The 18605-nt window shown below is 48.2% G+C and carries 17 protein-coding genes and 1 other RNA gene; 3 read left to right on the top strand and 15 right to left on the bottom strand.

Features of this window, described 5'->3' with window-relative positions; translation table 11 throughout:
* Positions 1 to 122: 122 nt before the first annotated feature.
* Both ABGV42_RS24170 and ABGV42_RS24165 read right to left on the bottom strand, forming a co-directional pair.
* Positions 123 to 617, bottom strand: a complete 495-nt coding sequence (locus ABGV42_RS24170; RefSeq protein ID WP_193723844.1) for a hypothetical protein — start codon at positions 615 to 617, stop codon at positions 123 to 125.
* Between the two features lie 293 nt (positions 618 to 910).
* Positions 911 to 1570, bottom strand: coding sequence for a TerC family protein (locus ABGV42_RS24165; protein ID WP_347384031.1), 660 nt, complete (start codon positions 1568 to 1570; stop codon positions 911 to 913).
* A 105-nt stretch (positions 1571 to 1675) separates the two neighbouring features.
* Between ABGV42_RS24165 and ABGV42_RS24160 the strand changes: the two genes are divergently transcribed.
* Positions 1676 to 2377, top strand: a complete 702-nt coding sequence (locus ABGV42_RS24160; RefSeq protein ID WP_347384030.1) for a TerC family protein — start codon at positions 1676 to 1678, stop codon at positions 2375 to 2377.
* A gap of 109 nt (positions 2378 to 2486) precedes the next feature.
* Here the strand turns inward: ABGV42_RS24160 and thiI are convergent, their stop codons facing one another.
* From thiI to ABGV42_RS24130, 6 genes are all read right to left on the bottom strand, one after another.
* Positions 2487 to 3728, bottom strand: coding sequence for a tRNA uracil 4-sulfurtransferase ThiI (gene thiI / locus ABGV42_RS24155; protein ID WP_347384029.1), 1242 nt, complete (start codon positions 3726 to 3728; stop codon positions 2487 to 2489).
* 6 nt (positions 3729 to 3734) lie between these two features.
* Positions 3735 to 4883: a cysteine desulfurase family protein gene (locus ABGV42_RS24150; protein ID WP_347384028.1), complete on the bottom strand. Its 1149-nt coding sequence runs from the start codon at positions 4881 to 4883 to the stop codon at positions 3735 to 3737.
* Positions 4884 to 5043: 160 nt separating this feature from the next.
* On the bottom strand, positions 5044 to 5799 hold the full coding sequence (locus ABGV42_RS24145; RefSeq protein WP_347384027.1) for a lytic transglycosylase domain-containing protein: 756 nt from the start codon (positions 5797 to 5799) through the stop codon (positions 5044 to 5046).
* Between the two features lie 225 nt (positions 5800 to 6024).
* On the bottom strand, positions 6025 to 6441 hold the full coding sequence (locus ABGV42_RS24140; protein ID WP_431523675.1) for a hypothetical protein: 417 nt from the start codon (positions 6439 to 6441) through the stop codon (positions 6025 to 6027).
* A gap of 37 nt (positions 6442 to 6478) precedes the next feature.
* Positions 6479 to 6697 (bottom strand): DUF1540 domain-containing protein, encoded by a 219-nt coding sequence (locus ABGV42_RS24135; protein ID WP_095289916.1) that lies wholly within the window; start codon positions 6695 to 6697, stop codon positions 6479 to 6481.
* A 168-nt stretch (positions 6698 to 6865) separates the two neighbouring features.
* On the bottom strand, positions 6866 to 7372 hold the full coding sequence (locus tag ABGV42_RS24130) for a YpuI family protein (RefSeq protein ID WP_175397508.1): 507 nt from the start codon (positions 7370 to 7372) through the stop codon (positions 6866 to 6868).
* Between the two features lie 289 nt (positions 7373 to 7661).
* Here ABGV42_RS24130 and ABGV42_RS24125 point away from each other — a divergent pair, with 289 nt between their 5' ends.
* The gene (locus ABGV42_RS24125) at positions 7662 to 9542 is read left to right on the top strand and encodes a S8 family peptidase (protein ID WP_347384026.1); all 1881 of its coding nucleotides are present in this window, start codon (positions 7662 to 7664) and stop codon (positions 9540 to 9542) included.
* 116 nt (positions 9543 to 9658) lie between these two features.
* Here the strand turns inward: ABGV42_RS24125 and ABGV42_RS24120 are convergent, their stop codons facing one another.
* Positions 9659 to 9916 carry a hypothetical protein gene (locus ABGV42_RS24120; RefSeq protein WP_347384025.1) on the bottom strand — a complete coding sequence of 86 codons (258 nt, stop codon included), beginning with the start codon at positions 9914 to 9916 and terminating at the stop codon, positions 9659 to 9661.
* Positions 9917 to 10001: 85 nt separating this feature from the next.
* Complete coding sequence (locus tag ABGV42_RS24115) at positions 10002 to 11522, bottom strand: PLP-dependent aminotransferase family protein (protein ID WP_347384024.1); 1521 nt, start codon at positions 11520 to 11522, stop codon at positions 10002 to 10004.
* Between the two features lie 109 nt (positions 11523 to 11631).
* On the opposite strand from ABGV42_RS24115, the gene ABGV42_RS24110 reads away from it, so the two are divergent.
* Positions 11632 to 12861, top strand: coding sequence for a PLP-dependent aminotransferase family protein (locus ABGV42_RS24110; RefSeq protein WP_347384023.1), 1230 nt, complete (start codon positions 11632 to 11634; stop codon positions 12859 to 12861).
* Between the two features lie 168 nt (positions 12862 to 13029).
* Here the strand turns inward: ABGV42_RS24110 and rnpB are convergent.
* The 5 genes from rnpB to dnaG all read right to left on the bottom strand — a co-directional run bounded on the left by rnpB (position 13030) and on the right by dnaG (position 18557).
* Positions 13030 to 13438: RNase P RNA component class A (gene rnpB / locus ABGV42_RS24105), an RNA gene on the bottom strand.
* An 81-nt stretch (positions 13439 to 13519) separates the two neighbouring features.
* Positions 13520 to 14635, bottom strand: a complete 1116-nt coding sequence (locus ABGV42_RS24100; RefSeq protein ID WP_347384022.1) for a Nif3-like dinuclear metal center hexameric protein — start codon at positions 14633 to 14635, stop codon at positions 13520 to 13522.
* On the bottom strand, positions 14611 to 15369 hold the full coding sequence (locus ABGV42_RS24095; protein WP_347384021.1) for a tRNA (adenine(22)-N(1))-methyltransferase: 759 nt from the start codon (positions 15367 to 15369) through the stop codon (positions 14611 to 14613). Before ABGV42_RS24095 ends, ABGV42_RS24100 begins: the two co-directional genes overlap by 25 nt.
* Positions 15370 to 15553: 184 nt before the next feature.
* Positions 15554 to 16693, bottom strand: coding sequence for an RNA polymerase sigma factor RpoD (gene rpoD, locus ABGV42_RS24090; RefSeq protein WP_095289908.1), 1140 nt, complete (start codon positions 16691 to 16693; stop codon positions 15554 to 15556).
* Positions 16694 to 16736: 43 nt separating this feature from the next.
* Positions 16737 to 18557, bottom strand: a complete 1821-nt coding sequence (dnaG, locus tag ABGV42_RS24085; RefSeq protein ID WP_347384020.1) for a DNA primase — start codon at positions 18555 to 18557, stop codon at positions 16737 to 16739.
* Positions 18558 to 18605 lie beyond the last annotated feature (48 nt).

Genomic DNA, 18605 nt, shown 5'->3' with positions numbered 1-18605 from the left:
CGCAGGTTACTCACCCAAAATAAGCGTCGGTGATATCCCGACGCATGTCTTTATCCCTTATATTATAGTTGATCATAGCTAAAAATCAAGATATTTCGCTTGGAGTAACGTCTTTGGCAATGTTACCAGCCCTTTCGGCCACGTCCTCGTCCAAGCAGCAACCAGACCCCGCCCAAAATCAAAAGGATCGCCAGCACATAGATAATTCCGGTATGAAGCAGGGTAAATCCGAATAAAACAATGGACAAAGCACCTATACCCCATGCTGCTGGCAGCACAAACTCGGGTTTATAACGTTCAGCGAGTCCGTATTCCAGTAAACCAACGGCAATTCCCAGCAAGAACGCTGGCCAGAGACTGCTCATCAGCCCTCCGCCCCATGTATTCGTAATTCCGAACAAAATACCATACACCGTCAATATGCCTGCGGGAACAAGTGACCACGTAGGAGTGACTCTTGCATAGTACAGGGCATGGAGAGCAATGCCTGGCAGCAATAGAAGCAAAGGCCAGAAATGGCGTCCAATGAAGCCAAACACCCCAAGTTTGCCAAGCAAAATAATAATACCTGCTGCCACAATAAATATGCCGATCGCTTTTTCATTTCTCATTTTCATCTGCAATCACCTCTTATATCAATTAGGCTATGTAGGTTGTAAGCTTCAACGAATTTGCCGTTTCATGATGATCAGCTTTTGTAGACCTGCCTCTAGTGTAGCCCATGTTTTTGCAAAAAACTATACTTGATGTCGCTTTTTGCCGCTGCTCTTGTATGTATTACCCTTAACGAAATGAACCGTCCCTTATTCCTCAATGTTCACAACATAGGACGATTAAATTCAACAAAAAAACCGTCCTCGGCAGACGGTTGTCTTCCACTCTGTTTTTTTCGCTGCTATCCAGAACCAAATTATACATTCCGCCTGACAAACTTGTGCGCTCCTCCAACCGCTATGACCAGACCAGCCATTGCCACTGGTAGAAGTGTGTGGGCTTCAGCCGTCAAGCCGCCAAGCCATTGACCCAGCTTCGGGTCACTCATGACCATTTCACCTGCCGTAAATGCCAGGATCCCTGCGCCGGCAAATACCAGAATGGGGAATCGTTTCAACAAACCGACGATTAATCCGCTCCCCCACACCACAATGGGAATACTGATTGCTATTCCGATAACTATAAGTGCCAGATCTCCATCAGCCAATGCCGCAATGGCAAGCACATTGTCCAGACTCATGACAAAATCGGCAATCAAAATGGTCTGAATCGCTTTCCAGGTCGTAGAAGCTTCCCGAATATGTACTTCGTCTTCGTTTTGAAGCAGGAGCTTCACGGCAATCCAGAACAGTAATATCCCGCCCGCTGCCTGTATAAAAGGAATCCCGAGCATTAACACCGCTGCAAAAGTTAATACACACCGAAGTACAACCGCACCAAAAGCCCCCCACCATACCGCTTGTTTACGCTGCTTCTCCGGCAGATCCTTACTCGCGAGAGCAATGACTACCGCATTATCTCCACTCAAAACCAGATTGATCATTAGAATTTCAGTCAACAGCCACAATGTATCCATGTTTCTCCTCCCCCCATTCTTACTTGTATGTCAAAGTTGTCCATGCTATTCTTAACGATTGAACAAGCTTTTCTAGGTTCGGACATATAGAAGGAGTGACAGCATATGGAGCTTTTTAGCGCTGTTTTTTGGCTTGCTTTGGTGAAAATTGTATTTATTGATCTCATGCTGGCTGGCGATAATGCAATCGTTATCGGTCTAGCTGCACGTAATTTGCACCCATCTGTGCAGAAAAAGGCGATTCTCTACGGGACAGCGGGTGCCCTAGTGATTCGGATTGTAGCCACAGTTGTCGTACTTTGGCTGCTTAAGGTGCCTTGGCTGCTGCTAGTAGGTGGCGTTTTGCTGATCTGGATCGCTTATAAACTATTGGCGGACCAGGGTGAAGAGCATAACGATATTAAGGCAGGCAGCTCTTTATGGGTAGCAGTTCGCACCATCGTTATTGCCGATGCGGCCATGGGACTGGATAATGTGATTGCAGTAGCTGGTGCGGCTGAACAGCATCTGGTACTTGTTATCATCGGACTGTTGATCAGTGTGCCCATCATCGTATGGGGAAGTACCCTGTTCATCAAGCTGATCAATCACTTCCCATGGATTATATATCTTGGGGCCATTGTACTCGGCTATACCGCGTCCCATATGATTACAGAGGAACATCGGCTTGTGCCGTTTTTCACCGAGCATCCTGCCCTGCGCGTTCTGTTTATCGTGCTGGTCGTTGCAGGTGTGGTATTCGCAGGATACCGCAAACGTTCCAGCAGCAATAGACGAGGTGGAGAGCAGCAGCGTTCATATTCATAAAACCAAGATAGACATACAAAAAGGACTGGCCGATTTTCCATCGGCCGGTCCTTTTTCCATTGAAGGTAACATAGTCCTTATTATGTCATTCTGCAAGTTGATGCGATGATCAGAACCAGTCTTCCTTGATTTCATTTTCCGCGTTTTCACTAGTTGCAGGAGCTGATTCCCCTGCATGCAGAACAATGGTCTCCGTTTGAGCAACAGCTTCGTCTACCCATTCAGTCAAATGACTCATCGTTGCTTCAATTTTGTCCACGATGCGAAGATTTGGATTCGTTGTAGGCGATTTGGGCACAAAAAGGGTACAGCAATCCTCGTAAGGCAGAATCGATATATCATACGTCCCAATCTGTTTGGACAACGTAATAATTTCCTGCTTGTCCATCATTACGAGAGGACGCAAAAGTGGAAGTTCTGTTGCGCGTCCGATTACATTCATGCTAGGCAGCGTCTGGCTTGCGACTTGACCAAGACTATCTCCGGTAATTAATGCAAGTGCCCGCTCACGTTCAGCCAGCTTGGTCGCAATTCGCAGCATGGAGCGGCGCATCAGTGTGATGATGAGATTATCCTGTCCCAGCTGAGTGAACGCTGTTTGGATCTCTGTAAAAGGGACCAGGTGCAACTTGATGGTACCGGCATGATCAGCCAAAGCACGGGCCAGATCGATCACCTTTTCCTTAGCACGCTGGCTGGTGAACGGATAACTGTAAAAGTGTACACACTCCACTTCCAGTCCACGACGCATGGACGCCCAGGCCGCAACAGGACTATCTATTCCTCCCGAAAGCAGCGCCATCGCTTTGCCATTGGTACCGAGAGGAAACCCGCCGACAGCTGGAATCACTTCATTGAAAATATAAGTTCCCTGATCTCGGATCTCTACTCTCAGTTCGATGTCCGGATTACGTACGTCCACACGAAGCTGCTGGAATTTTCTTAGGATCGGGGAGCCGACCATGTGGTTCATTTCGTGTGAAGAATGAGGGAACTCTTTCCACACCCGGCGGGTATTTACTTTGAACGTTGTACCTTCCCTGAACTCATTTTCTCTCTCATCCATGAAAGCTACGGCCGTTTCCACAATATCCTCAAGCACAGAAGGAGTCACTTTAACCGGGCTGATGGACATCACACCAAAAACCCGTTTCAGCACTGCGATCAGCTCTGTATGGGAGTGACCACCGAGATCCACGTACAATCGTCCAAATTCCTTGCGCAAGCTTGCGCCTGGATATGGCTTGAGCAGGGCACGCACCTGAGATATAATCGTTTTTTCAAATCGTGCACGATTTTTGCCTTTTAACATAAACTCTCCAAAACGGAGAAGCAGCATATCATATTTCATTTGACTTTACATCCGCCTTTCCAACGGGCGCAGTTGCGCCACCATCTGATGCAGCGCTTGTTCCAGCAAGGCCACATCCTCTTCTGTATGTTCATTACCTAGACTAATCCGCAATCCGCCTGAAGCGCTCGCCGCATCTCTTCCCATCGCAAGAAGGACTCTGCTGGGCTCCGCAGAGCGGGAGGAGCAGGCTGATTGTGTAGAAACGATGATCCCAAGCTGCTCCAGCGTATGGAGCGCCACTTCAGCCTTCATCCCCGGATAGGAAAAGTGAATAATGTGGGGGGCTCCATCCTTCCGACTGTTCAGGATAAGTCCAGGAATCGTTTCAATGGTTTCCATAATTCGATCTCTCAGTACGGTTGCACGTTCAGCAAACTCCAACTGCCGTTCTGCTGCAAGACGCATCGCCTTCGCCATCCCTACAATTAAAGGGACATTTTCGGTTCCTGCTCTCATGCCCTGCTCCTGCGAACCACCAGACAGCAGTGGGGTAAGCTCTACCCCGCTTCGTACATACAGGAGCCCCACTCCTTTCGGACCACGGATTTTGTGGGCAGATAAACTGTACAGATCAGCCCCCCACGTGGCAGGCTTTGCGTCCATTTTGCCAAACCCCTGTACCCCATCCACGTGAAAAAGTACGCGCGGCGCATCACTTTTTAATCGGTTGCCTATCTCTGCAACGGGATGGATAGCGCCTGTTTCATTGTTTACATGCATCAAGCTGACAAGTACCGTGTCTGGTCTCAATGCATCCATAATCTGCTGAGCGCTCACGCGGCCATCCGAATCCACGGGCACCCAGGTCACTTCCCAACCCCACTGCTGCAGCTGCAAAAAGCTCTCATATACCGAAGCATGTTCGGTAGCCGTCGTGATGAGATGTTTTCCACGTGTCTGATATCTAAGTGCCGCTCCTTTTATCGCGAGGTTGTTGCTCTCCGTTGCCCCGGAAGTAAACACGATCTCCCCAGGCTTAACACCAATGGCAGCTGCACAACCGAATCGTGCACGTCTCAGCAGTTGATCCGCTCGTTCTCCGTACCCATGAATGGATGACGGATTGCCATAATGAGCCTCCATAATTTCAGCCATCGTTCGAACCACTTCTGAATCAGGAGGAGTTGTCGCCGCATAATCAAAATATTTCAAATGAGGTCAGACCTCCTTCAGATGTTCTCATAAACCTACAGTGAGCATTGTAACACGATCCCGCCCCAACACAAAAAGACCAAACCGGAACAGGCTGGGTTCCCAAGCATGCTCCTGAATTGATCTCTTCCTGAACTCGCTGTAATCATAGTCTTTTGCTCTATACTGTATATTTCGACTGTGCTTTTTCCACTTTGGAAATATAGGCCTGTGTCTCCGCAGGCAAAAGGTTAAGTACGCTCATCAGTTCACTGTCATTTGACACACCAAGACGGGAAACGCGCCCTGGTCCGGCATTATAAGCCGCAAGCGCCATCTTCACTTCGCCACCAAAACGCTGAAGCTGAAGGGAGAGATATTTGGTTCCGGCATCAATACTCTGCGCAGGATCGAAGGCGTTCGTTACACCAAGTCCGGCTGCAGTCCCATCCATTAATTGCATCAAGCCTTTGGCGCCAGCAGAAGATACCACGTTCGGATTAAAACCGGATTCCGTGTCAATTACAGCCTTAATCAGAGCTTCAGGTACACCGTATTTGGCACTCGCCGCTGCAATCAGAGATTCAAAATCTGTCGGCACAGATGCCTTGGCATCAGCGCTCTCAGTCTTGCTAAGAGTCGACAATGACACACTTTCCCTACTGCTGGATGAACTCACACTTGAATCCGTATTATACAAACTGCCCAGTTGTAACCATAACAAGCCGTCACTTGATCTTTTGGAGATACCAACTGACGTTGAAGAAGATGAATCGCCGCTGATGGAGGAACTTGTATTCGCACTTAACAGCCCGTCCATCATATCAGCAAAGTCTGATGATGAACCAGCAGCATCACCGGACACATTCGTTTGATTGGCAACATTGGACAACTGAAGGTCCAGTAACTGCCGTGACCCACTTGGATCAATCTGCATCTGTTTTCCCACTCCCGTATAAATAAACGTATATTATGCCTATATTCTACATCGTTTTACAAAAATCTGCCATGGTTTTCAGAAAAATAAACCAATCTTAACCTTTTGTTTGCGCAAAAACGAAAAACCTTCGCCCATATCCCGTATTTACGGGAAGGGAGAAGGTGAAGATATGCAATATTCAGATGAAATCCCTGGCTAATCAGGTATTCGTCAAGCCTGAATTTAACGGGCAAATGGAATCATGAAGAAATAACTGATCGTTGCCAGTGCGCCAAGTCCAATGGACCAGGCTCCGGCTGTTTTACGCCCGTTTACATAAGCATAGTAACCAAGCACGGCTGCAGCTGGACCAAGTACGATAGACCACATGAACAAGGACGCGATCCCGCATGCAAGCCCAATATAAGCGGAAACTTTACCGGTTGACTCCATAACGCGGTCAGCTTCATGCTTTTCTGGGGCTGCTGCAGCAGGTTCCTTGCGTTCTGTACGAACAGAAGCCGGAGGAGCTACCTCTGCGCCGTACTCCTCGCGATGTTCACGTCGTGGATAATCCACACGGTCACGCTTCTTCACATTGGCGGGGGTGGCAGTTTTGGAACGATGAAATGGATAATCCTCTTTATGGTCATTCTTCACTTCAAAGCACCTCCATTATGAATATAGGGATGACTGCTCATTTGGGTTTGAATGTGTGACAGCATGTCGCTGAAGAAGTACGTGCATGATCCTGATGATCCGAATCAAACGTTTCTCCTGCGAATTCTTCATGCAAGCGACGGGTAGCATGTTGGTCAATGTCAATCATGATGGCATCTGCATGGCAGAAATTGTTTTCTCCCCAGAAATGACAGTTGGACACACTGCATTTGACAATTGGCTTGTCTTGGCTCATTTATTTATCACCTCGACATCTATTGTCTCCCCAGCGTAAATCGGCTATTCTCTGGCGAGATGTCAGATGATGACATGAAATCAGGCACTCTTTTCTTGTTCGGAAACGCCAAAAAAACCGCCATTGCTGGCGGTTTCATCCATTTTATATAATCAGTTAGACGTTGAACTATGCGTGGTTGCGTTGATTCTGCATCCGGCGCTGGGTCAAATAGTCACTTTCATAATAGGCCAGATCATCACGCAGTTCTTCATACGTTTTGGAAATTTCAAGAATAACATCGCGCACTGCACGAACTGGCTTGTCGCGGAAGCGAATAGCATCCTGACCTGTGTACGCATATCTTCCATCTTCGGAATAACATTCATTTTTCGGATAGAAAAAGCTATTTACGCATTGATGATACGTATTATAGAGAGCCTTTTCGGCAAAATCGACATCGAAATTGGCACGACGCAGCACAACGCCAAGTTTTTCGTAAGAAACTTCAGAAAAAACAAGCAAATGACGGAGATCCGAAAGAAATCCTTTGTAGAAGGTTGTTGATTCCTCAGTCTGATTCTGATCCAGTTCAGGCAAGGCATTTTCATTCAAAAATTGTTCGATCCGATCGATAGCAGGTTTTAACTTTTCCCTAGTTGACTCACAAGTTTTCTGTACATTGGCTGCTGACATAAAGGTAGCTCCCCCTTAAATAAGTCCTTACATATAGGTCGGCCACGGTGGTTGTCCCCTGACCTTGAATTCTCAGCTACTATCCTACCATAAAAAGATGACGAGCGGTATCCCTTAATCATCCTTTACATAACCGCCACGATCCTTACCCATTAAGCGAAGTCTGCTCCGTTTTCACCTGCATAAAAATAACCGCTTTTCCTAACGATAGAACTATGCCAAGGACAACGATGAATACAGGAAACTCTCATGACTGCTGTCCAAAATACAAGAGGAGGTTACATCCCCCATGTCCAGACCTAAATGGATAAACTGGGCCATTGCCGCTGGTGCAGGAGCACTTGCGCTGACCTTGCTGCTTCCGACATCCAACCGTCCTGCACCTGAGCCGAGTGCCATGCACGATGCTCCTCATGAGGAACATGCGAACAAACAGCGTTTAAAAGTACAGGATGTGAAAGCGACAGACTTGTTGACTCGTATGGATGCCAAGCAGCATCTGAGGTTAATGCTCGAAAAGAGCACCTCAATGAATGAGGCCGAGTTTGGTCGTTACGTTCAGGATTTACAGCGTACACACGATCATATCCGTGCCATTGATGTGCTGGATACGAAAAGCTCCATCAGCAAACATTTCGCTAAAGCATCTGGTGAAGGAAGCAAAGTGGAGCAGCAAAAACTGGCGCACTCCCTTAACCTTGCGAAAAAAGCTGTTATGAAACGTCAAAGCTTTGAATCTTCCTCATTTCCCTTAGGCAAAGAAAAATACTTCGTCATGGGAATCCCCTCCAAGGACGGGAACAAAGCGGTTATTGCACTCTTTAGCCAAAGTGTCCTGAATGCGGTGGAACAACATCAGCGCAAAAATCTGCGTATGATTCCTTACCCACGTGAGGGCAAATTCAAAATCGAATCCGTTCACCCTGATACCCTTAACGAAGTCACTGTAAAAACAGGTCATGATAATGCCAATGCCAGCCATTTCTACGAAAATGAAATCGTTATTCGTTTCCGACAGGAGCCGGGTGAACGGGATATGCGAATCATCAAATCCGATTTACGTACCCAATCTGCGCGTAAGCTGGGATACACTTATGTTTTTCGATCAGAACACATGAACTACGAGCAGCTGCATGCCTATTTTGAACGCAAATGGAATCCACTGTATATGGAACCCCACTACATGTATTTAACCAATGAGACTGCACCTGAACAAACCGATACGGATGTAACGATTCCCAACGATATTTTGTTCACCGATTATCAATGGAATCTCCCCGCCATTGAAACCAATCGGGGCTGGAATATAACCAAAGGAAAAGAAGACGTTATTGTTGCAGTAGTGGATACCGGGGTAGATCTGAATCACCCGGATCTGAAGGGCAAGCTGCTGGAGGGATATAACGTGGTTGATCCTAAGAGCAAACCACTTGATGATGTAGGGCATGGTACACATGTAGCCGGAATCATTGGTGCTATTGTTAATAACAGTGAAGGCGTGGCGGGGATGAGCTGGTATAACAAGGTTCTCCCTGTGAAGGTGCTGGACAATTCAGGTTCAGGAACCACATATGCTGTGGCCGAAGGCATTATTTGGGCTGCAGACCATGGCGCTAAGGTCATTAACATGAGTCTGGGCAACTATGCAGATGCCCAATTTCTGCATGATGCCATCAAGTATGCCTTTGATCGCGATATTGTCCTGATTGCTGCAACCGGGAATGATAACACCGAACGGCCTGGATATCCTGCCGCTTATCCCGAGGTGTTCGCCGTCTCGGCCACTGATCCGGATATGAATAAGGCTTCGTACTCCAACTATGGGGATTATGTGGATGTGATGGCGCCAGGCACCAGCATCGCAAGCACCTATCCCAATAATCAATATGCCGCCTTGTCCGGAACGTCCATGGCCAGTCCCCATGTCGCTGCACTTGCAGGGTTAATTCGTTCGTTAAATCCGGATCTAACCAATACGGAAGTCATGGATCTGATGCGTCAGAGTGTCATTGACCTAGGCGACCCCGGCCACGACAAGTATTATGGTTATGGACAGGTCGATGTTTACAAGGCCCTTCAGGCTGCTTCAAGCAACAGTGCACCTCTACAGTTCTGGCCTCAACATGTGAGGCAGCAGATGGATAACACCATGAAAAAATATAACAAGTAGCCATTTCGTTGATTGTTCTCCGAGTTAGCTTGGTATAAAAAAACAAAAGCAGCTGCGCCCCGGGGCGTATGCTGCTTTTTAAGCTGTTCTCTATTTCCCCGGGGCACCCGCTGCAACTAGCGTTTGCGGGACGTTGTGCGGGCTTTGCCTGATTTTTTCACGGATTTTTTCTTGCCGTTATGGCTGGATACATAGCAAGGATCTTCTTCTTTGACAACGACAGGATACATGTGATGATGAATCGGCACACAGTGCGTTTTTTTGATGACTTCAATCGGGTGGATGACAGGTACGATCTGTGGAACGTAGTAATCCTCAACAACCTGGATCGGGTCACATACAATCGGGCAAAGCGGTGGACAGTAATGGTTCATTTCAAACCAACTCCCTTTCAAGTGATACTATAACGTATTGCATCAGGACGAAAGTGGATTGGATGTATGTCCTTGTTCCGGAAAATTAAATGAGCGGCAGCCTGTCCGCCGTTGCCCCACCCTGCTGAGGCATGACCCTCTGAATAACACCGCACAACACACGAAGCCCTTCACATAACCTGTTCAGATTCGTTACCGTGAAGCAAATTCGCAAGCTTGCCGTATCCGTCTCACCTACGTAGCAAGCTGATCCCGGCAGAAAAGAAACCCCTGCGGCCAGAGACTGACGGTGCAGCTCTCGCATATCCAGACCATCCGGCAGCTGGAGCCACAGATTCAAGCCGCCTTCAGGCAGGACCCAGTACATGCCCGGCACACCGTGTTCCTCCAGAACATCGGATGCGGCCTGAAGCCTGGCGTACAGCTCTTCGCGCAATCGAACGATATAGGAGCTATACTGATGCTGAATGAAGGATTGAAGTGCCTTTTGTGTGAGCAGAGGACTGCCCAGATCCGCTGTGGATTTGGCTGCCACCAAACGGGTCAGCACACTCCCTTCAGCGATTGCACAGGCTACGCGGCAACCTGGAGACAGTACCTTGCTGAAACTTTTTATATAAACGACATGCCCTGTAACATCCATCGATTTAATAGACGCGGGAGGAGAATCCCGGAAGTACAGATCGGCAAATGGATCATCCTCCAAAATGAGACAATGATAACTTTGGGCCAGATTCAACAATTGTGCCCGTCTTCTGGCACTCATCGTTACACCTGTCGGATTGTGGTACGTAGGAATGGTATAAATCAACTTCGGCGGGTACGTGTCGCAGAGGCGTGTCAACAGATCAATACGCATGCCTTCACTGTCCATCGGCACAGTAATGATTTTGGCTCCCCTGCTCGTAAATACATCAATTGCACCCGTGTATGTAGGAGCCTCCATGTATACCACATCTCCAGGCCCCACGAAGGTGCGAGCGACTAAGTCGATTCCCTGCTGTGTACCACTCGTAATCAGCATCCGCTCCGGGGTGACTTGCAGACCCCTTTCGGCAAAATGGCCTGCAAAGGTCTGGCGCAGCTCACGATCCCCCTGAAAAGAGCCGTACGCTGCCATGCGTTCAGGATGGTCGGAGGATAGCCGGTAGGCACTATTGATAATTTCAGTCGTTGGCAGCAGCTCAGGCTGGATGGCTGACATATGCAGTTCATACTGAACCTGAGGAGAAGCATCAAAGTGCCGCCAAAGCTGTGCACGCGGCAAATAATCCACAAGTGCCATTTGCCAGTTCCATGGGGTGTTATTATCGTGATTTCGATCTGATTGCTGGTTTTTCTCAAGATCCTGCGTTTTATCCATCTCCTGAGCCCCGCGTACATAGCATCCTTTTCCCTGTGAACAGGTTATCAGTTGAATGGCCTCAAGTTCGGCATACGCCTTAGACACGGTGACCAGACTTACTCCCAGATCCGCGGTCATTTTCCGTACAGATGGCAGACGTGTTCCCGGCTCAATCAAACCCGAACGGATCCGGTCTGCGAGTGTAAGTGCGATTTGAATATACAATTTGGTGCTGCTTCCCCGTTTCAATTCGATGTGCATCTGCCCGCTCCCCCAACTGTTATCATCCACATTTTACTGTTATATAGCATTCCGGCTATTATAGTTTATAATATCAGTATAACAGTGAATAACAGGAGATGAGAACACGATGAGTATCCCTTGGTCCAAAATGGCTTTAAACACCCCGTCCTCTGTCGTTCGCGACATGCTTCAGGCCGCTCAGGCGCCCGGAATGATATCCCTTGCCGGAGGTTTGCCAGCACAGTCATCATTCCCGGTTGAAGCTATACGTGACGCGTATCAACAGGTGTTTATGAGCGGCGCCGCTGCCCTTCAATATGCAGAAACGGAAGGCTATAGACCGCTTCGTGCCAAAATTGCCGAGCGTCTGGAATCCAAGGGCATTCCCGCTTCCCCCGATCATATGCTCCTGACTACAGGATCACAGCAATCCATAGATCTGGTCTGCCGAATTCTGCTTGATCCGGGTGACAGTGTACTGGTTGAATCACCAACCTACCTGGCTGCTCTTCAAGTTATCCATTCCTATCAGGCCGAATCTCATGGTGTAGCCTGTGATGAAGAGGGTATGCTCCCTGAATCCCTTGAAGAACAGTTAAAACGGCATCAACCGAAACTGGTTTACATTAATCCAACGTTTTCCAATCCATCAGGCAAAGTATGGAGTCGCACCAGAAGACAGCAGGCTGTTGACCTCTGTCGCAAATATGGAGTACTTATTCTGGAGGACGATCCATATGGCGAAATCCGTTTCAATCCGGAACAATTGGATGCACCTTCGCTCGTCGAACTGGATGCAGCGTCCTATGATGGACCATCCAACGTCATCTATACCAGCACATTCTCCAAAACCGTAGCCCCAGGCCTTCGTACGGGTTGGATTCTTGCTTCTGCAGATATTGTTAAGATCGCTGCACGAGCGAAACAGGGAGCCGATCTGCATTCCAGCAGCATCGACCAGAGAGCTCTTCATGCCTTGCTCGAAACGTTTGATCTTGATGGACATATTCGCAGTATTTCCAAAGACTACGCCAAACGGATGCATACCATGACTTCACTTATGACTGAGAAGGCTTGGGAAGGTATCACTTGGAACTCCCCACAAGGCGGCATGTTCCTGTGGTTAGAACTGCCTGAAGCAATGGCAGCCAGCAATTTGTTTACTTACGGTATCCAGGAAAAAGTGTGTATTGTCCCAGGTGATTCCTTCTATGCGGGGACTCCTGAACTGAACCGGATGCGTATCAATTTCACGCATACAGACCCTGACCTGCTTCCTGAAGCCGTTGAACGTATGGATCGGGCAATTCAGCGCTGGCATGCTTCTATACAATCCGATACCGCGGTTACACTGTAATAAACTGTCATTAACTGTATTATGAGTACTGTTCACTCATAACCAAATTAGTTCAAAAAAAATAAGGCGGCAGATCCGAGATCATCGGTTTCTGTCGCCTTATTGATGTTTTAATTTTAAAAGTACAATTACATACTCAGTAAGTAGTTCAGTACATGTTGTTGCAGTTTGGAAAGCTTACCGTAAGCCGGGTTCTGTGCTCTTCGTGGTTCAAACGGGAACTACCCTCCCACCACAAGCGACAATCATCTATCTAGGCCATACATTGCTGCACAGCTCAAGCGACCAACCTAGACACACCTCGGGCTAAGGCTGTCTCCTCCGAAGAGTCGACTGTGTCCCATTAGGTCTTGCTCCAGATGGGGTTTACCAGGAACGAAGTCACCAGCGTTCCTCGGGGTCTCTTACACCTCGGTTCCATCCTTGCCTGTGCCGGAAAATCCGGCCATCGGCGGTCCATTTCTGTGGCACTATCCTTCAACTCGCGCTGACTGGACGTTATCCAGCATCCTGCCCTGTGGAGCCCGGACTTTCCTCTCGTGGCAACAAGGCCACCAGCGATTGTCTGTCAAGCTTTCCGAACAACATTACATAGTATACAGGCATTTGGGTTTACAAACAAGCTTAATATTACTGGAAACAGATGACCCCGACATTACTACATAAATTGGAATACTTCCGTATTGACCTCCGAGGCCGTCACTTGAGTCTCATATCGCTTATCGGCCAAGCGGGATCGCAGCCAGTCCGCTGTTTTGGGCTTCATGATCTTCTCGGCATTGTGCCCAGCATCAATGATGCACATGCCAGCCATCAGCGCATCATGTGCGGTGTGATAATCAATATCTCCCGTTACGATGACATCGGCCCCCTTGAAGCGAGCAGTCAGGGTATAGCGGCTTCCTGAACCACCAAGGACTGCCGCCTTTTTGATCTGCCGGTTCAGATCCCCTACTACACGAACGTATGGCACGTTTAATTGGGCCTTCACGACCTCTACTAGCTCACTCAGTGTCTTTGGTTCCTTGAGGGGTCCTAGACGTCCCAGACCGAGCGTACGGCCCTTTAAATCCATCGCATACAGGTCATAGGCCACTTCTTCATATGGATGAGCCTTCAGCATAGCCTGTATGACTTTGCTCCGCAGGCTTTGCGGTACAATGGTCTCAATACGCATCTCTTCCACCCGCTCCAGCTGACCCTGTTCACCGATAAAAGGCTGTGTTCCTTCTCCTGGTACAAAGGTTCCCGTTCCTTCCGTATTGAAACTGCATTTGCTGTATTGACCAATGCTTCCGGCTCCTGCTTCCAGAATGGCCTGAAGCACCTGTTCATGATGTGTGCGCGGGACGAATACAGCCAGCTTGTACAGATGGTCTGTATGTACGTCTTCCAAAGACTCTTTGCTCTCAATCCCAATTGCTTCAGCCATCCAATCATTCATGCCGCCTTCGGCTACGTCCAGATTCGTGTGACTGATATATACGGCAATATCATGCTTGATCAGCTTCTCATACAATTTCCCCATCGGTGTATCCGTACTGAATGATTTTACCGGCCGGAAAATAATAGCGTGATGTGCAATGATTAGGTTGGCACCGATTCGAATAGCTTCTTCAACAACTTCATCGGTCACATCAAGGGCAACCAGAACGTGACTTATCTCTTTTTGCAGACTTCCCAGCTGCAGACCAATCCGGTCATCGGGTACAGCCAGGTGTTTGGGAGCCAGCTGCTCCATCAATTGAATTACGGTTTGACCTTTGGCAAACATTCGAGCACCTCCTTCAGGTTTGCAATCAGACGTTCCACCTCGGCAGCTTTTTCACGAGAAGAGTCCTGGTCGGACTTTGAGATGGACTGTACAACGCCCTTCAGCTTAACGATCTCACTTTCCCATTTTGCAAAGAATACATCTGTCGGTCTATCCACTAGGTATGGACCCATACGCAGCAGTAGATCTTTCGTCAGAACGACTCCACCTTCAAGCGGACGGGCAAGGTAGACTTCCTCATTCGCAATTGGACTGGATGCCTGGGGCATAGCTGTAATAATCTCATAGATCTTGCCATCTTCCTCGAGCAATCGTTCCGCCACGACCACCCATTGATGATCCATCAGCCAGCGTCTGAGAATATCCTCTCCCACATTAGGTTGAAGAATAAGCATCTTCACTTCTTCCAGTTTGGAAAGGCCACGATCCAGTATGGAAGCAATTAATGCTCCGCCCATTCCCGCAATCGTAATGACGTCTACCTCTCCCGCAGAGACGACCTCAAGCCCGTCTCCACGACGGACGGTAATCTGCTCCTGGAGCCCTGCATCACTCACCTGTTTGCGCGCGGCCTCGTAGGGCCCCGGGTTAACTTCACCAGCCACAGCACTTGCAGCCTTCCCACTGCGTACTGCCGCTACCGGTAGCAGTGCGTGATCTGAGCCTATGTCGGCTATGCGGCTGCCTTCGGGAATTTGATCATGTATTTGTTGTAATCGATTCGAAAGTTTCATGAAGCACCTGCACATTCATTTAATTTATTGATTTGCATTGGACAACGAAAAGCGATAAAATGAAATCCAATCAAACATTTCAAGGATTAATTACCAAAACCAAGCAATTTAAGACATTCCATTTAAAAATAAAGGAGACCTCGCCGCCGCCTGAGCGGCTTGCGAAAAGTCTCCCGTAGTTCTGTTATTCGAGGAAATCCTTTAGCCGTTTGCTGCGGCTTGGGTGACGCAATTTACGAAGAGCCTTAGCTTCGATCTGACGAATACGCTCACGCGTAACCCCAAATACCTTGCCCACTTCTTCCAGCGTTCTCGTCCGTCCATCGTCCAGACCAAAACGAAGGCGAAGTACATTTTCTTCACGTTCTGTCAACGTATCCAGTACGTCTTCAAGCTGTTCTTTCAGCAATTCATAAGCAGCAGCATCTGCTGGAGCCAGAGCTTCCTGATCCTCGATAAAATCGCCCAGATGGGAATCATCCTCTTCACCAATCGGTGTTTCGAGGGAAACCGGTTCCTGTGCAATCTTCGTGATCTCACGCACTTTCTCCACACTCAGATCCATTTCGGCTGCGATTTCTTCCGGCGTTGGTTCACGTCCAAGTTCTTGCAACAACTGACGGGATACCCGGATCAGTTTATTAATCGTTTCGACCATGTGCACCGGAATACGAATGGTACGAGCCTGATCGGCAATGGCACGTGTGATCGCTTGACGGATCCACCAGGTTGCATACGTACTGAACTTATAACCCTTTTTGTGGTCAAACTTCTCTACGGCCTTGATCAGACCCATGTTTCCTTCCTGAATCAGGTCAAGGAACAGCATACCGCGTCCCACATAACGTTTGGCGATACTGACTACGAGTCTGAGATTGGCCTCAGCCAGTCGGCGCTTTGCTTCTTCATCCCCGTTTTCAATCCGTTTGGCCAACTCCACTTCATCATCCGCAGACAACAAAGGTACGCGACCAATTTCCTTCAGATACATCCGGACAGGGTCATTGATTTTGATGCCTGGAGGCAAGCTCAGATCATCATCAAAGTGGAACTCATCGTCTCCCTCTCTGCTGTTGTTCTCTGAGTCATCATTAGGGCGAAGCGTAACCTCTTCATCATTCTCGTTTACCACGTCGATACCCAGGTCACTTAATTGTTCGTAAAACTCATCCATTTGCTCTGCATCCTGCTCAAACGGGGAGAGTTTCTCAATAATTTCCTTGTAGTTCAATGAAGCTCTCTTTTTGCCTGATTCAATCAGTTGATCCTTAACCTGATCCAGCGTCAATTCTGTTTCTAGTTCAGTATGCTGATCATTCGCCATAACTCGACTCCCTCCTCCCTAGAAACATCCAACACACGGACATTTACTGTCTCTCTAGGGCAATCATTTCAATTGCGATTTGTGCCGCGCGTACAAAATCACCTGCACGCTCTGCAGCAATCATTTCTTCCTTTTTTAGATCGTACTCTTTTTTGCGCGGATATTTCAGCACTTCCCTGATACAATCATCGAGTATCTGAACGTTCCATTCACCCGGGCCGTCCATCATTGAGATTGAACTGACGGTTTTCTCCAATCGGTCATCATGCAATGAGGACATAAAACGGCTTGTATCCGGCGATTTGCCTTGCGCATAATAGGCATATAGATAAGCAGCAATAGCTGCATGATCATCCAAGTTAAAAGCTTCACCAAGATGCTCATTCACATACTGTGCAGCCTCGTCATCCTGAAGCATCCAGGCAAGAAGTTTGCGCTCGGCAGCATGGTAAGCCGGCAATAGATTGGGTGTAGGCACCTGCCTATTTTGTTGCCTACCATTATTCCACCTTTTCGGGTTATTATCCCCATACTGCTCGTTATTTTTCATGGACTGACGCTCTTCGTTACACTCCTGCTTGAGTGTCTCAAAAGATACATCCACTTCAGCAGCCAGTTCACGCAAATACACTTCGCGTTCCGTAGGGGAAGATAATGGCGCGATTAGCTTTACCGCTTCCTTGGAATAGGCGATCAGACCGCCGCCTTCTAGCAGTATATGGTTTTTTTTAAGGTTTATAAGCTTAAATTTTGTTGTCGTTACAGCACCGTCTACAATCTGGTTGCGAAACCGCTCACCACCGTACTTGCGGATAAAATCATCCGGATCAAGTCCTTCGGGTATAAGAGCAACCTTAACCTGCAGTCCAGCCTCTTCCAGGATGGGGAAGTTCTTAAGTGCAGCGGCCTGCCCCGCTCGGTCTCCGTCATAACAGATTATGACTTCGTCGCACATGCCCTTGAGCATGAGCGCCTGATTCTCGGTCAGCGCTGTGCCCATGGCCGCTACTCCGTTTTGGATCTCTTGATCCCAGGCGGAGATCACGTCGCCGTAACCTTCGAATAAAATAGCTTGTCTTTGTTTGCGAATCGCATTTTTGGCCTGATGCAGATTGTAGAGAACTCGACTTTTGTTAAATAACCGGGTTTCCGGTGAATTTAGGTACTTCGGCTGCCCGTCTCCCAAAATGCGACCTGCAAATGCAATCGGTTTGCCGCTTCTGCCATTAATCGGGAACATGATCCTGTCTCGGAAGCGGTCCACATAGCCCTGACCTTCATTCCGCTGCGACAGAAGACCGCCCTTCTCCATCTCTTCAAGTGGGAAGTTGCGTTTCTCCAGAAATTGCACCAACGTGTCCCAACGATTCGGCGCATAGCCAATCTGGAACTGGTCAATCAGCTTGTCGCTAAAGCCCCGCGAGCGCAAATATTCCATGGCTGCTTTTCCATGCTCTGTATTTTTCAATAAGAAATGATACAGTTTTGCAGTTAGCTCATACGCCTCCAGCAGACGTTCGGTCTCCGGATTCACATGAGCGGATTCACGCCCTTGCCAGTCCCCCATGGAAATGTGACTTTCTTCCGCCATCGTCTTGACAGCCTCGGGAAAGGATAACCCTTCGATTTCCATCCTGAATTTGATGGCATTTCCACCCGTGCCGCAACCGTAGCAATAGAAAATTTGTTTCTCTGGTGTGACTGTAAACGAAGGCGTCTTCTCGGAATGAAAAGGGCAGAGGCCTTTCATGTATTTCCCCTGCTTGGTCAGATGCACAAATCGGCTCACCGTATCGACAATATCATGCTGCTGTAACACCGATTCGATAATGCTTTCGGGTATACCGCCTTGTCCGGTACTCATCTCTGGCCACCTTCATCTCTTTCAGCACGTAAATATAATTCGCTAAAC

This window comes from Paenibacillus pabuli (assembly GCF_039831995.1).
GTDB classification, from domain to species: Bacteria; Bacillota; Bacilli; order Paenibacillales; family Paenibacillaceae; genus Paenibacillus; species Paenibacillus pabuli_C.
This window is presented reverse-complemented; position numbering and strand designations above follow the sequence as displayed.

Excerpts from the sequence above, each read along its gene's own strand:
- ABGV42_RS24170 (WP_193723844.1), bottom strand. The coding sequence starts at position 617 with ATGAAAATGAGAAATGAAAAAGCGATCGGCATATTTATTGTGGCAGCA.
- ABGV42_RS24165 (WP_347384031.1), bottom strand. The coding sequence starts at position 1,570 with ATGGATACATTGTGGCTGTTGACTGAAATTCTAATGATCAATCTGGTT.
- ABGV42_RS24160 (WP_347384030.1), top strand. The coding sequence starts at position 1,676 with ATGGAGCTTTTTAGCGCTGTTTTTTGGCTTGCTTTGGTGAAAATTGTA.
- thiI (WP_347384029.1), bottom strand. The coding sequence starts at position 3,728 with ATGAAATATGATATGCTGCTTCTCCGTTTTGGAGAGTTTATGTTAAAA.
- ABGV42_RS24145 (WP_347384027.1), bottom strand. The coding sequence starts at position 5,799 with ATGCAGATTGATCCAAGTGGGTCACGGCAGTTACTGGACCTTCAGTTG.
- ABGV42_RS24135 (WP_095289916.1), bottom strand. The coding sequence starts at position 6,697 with ATGAGCCAAGACAAGCCAATTGTCAAATGCAGTGTGTCCAACTGTCAT.
- ABGV42_RS24130 (WP_175397508.1), bottom strand. The coding sequence starts at position 7,372 with ATGTCAGCAGCCAATGTACAGAAAACTTGTGAGTCAACTAGGGAAAAG.
- ABGV42_RS24125 (WP_347384026.1), top strand. The coding sequence starts at position 7,662 with ATGTCCAGACCTAAATGGATAAACTGGGCCATTGCCGCTGGTGCAGGA.
- ABGV42_RS24120 (WP_347384025.1), bottom strand. The coding sequence starts at position 9,916 with ATGAACCATTACTGTCCACCGCTTTGCCCGATTGTATGTGACCCGATC.
- ABGV42_RS24115 (WP_347384024.1), bottom strand. The coding sequence starts at position 11,522 with ATGCACATCGAATTGAAACGGGGAAGCAGCACCAAATTGTATATTCAA.
- ABGV42_RS24110 (WP_347384023.1), top strand. The coding sequence starts at position 11,632 with ATGAGTATCCCTTGGTCCAAAATGGCTTTAAACACCCCGTCCTCTGTC.
- ABGV42_RS24100 (WP_347384022.1), bottom strand. The coding sequence starts at position 14,635 with ATGTTTGCCAAAGGTCAAACCGTAATTCAATTGATGGAGCAGCTGGCT.
- ABGV42_RS24095 (WP_347384021.1), bottom strand. The coding sequence starts at position 15,369 with ATGAAACTTTCGAATCGATTACAACAAATACATGATCAAATTCCCGAA.
- rpoD (WP_095289908.1), bottom strand. The coding sequence starts at position 16,693 with ATGGCGAATGATCAGCATACTGAACTAGAAACAGAATTGACGCTGGAT.
- dnaG (WP_347384020.1), bottom strand. The coding sequence starts at position 18,557 with ATGAGTACCGGACAAGGCGGTATACCCGAAAGCATTATCGAATCGGTG.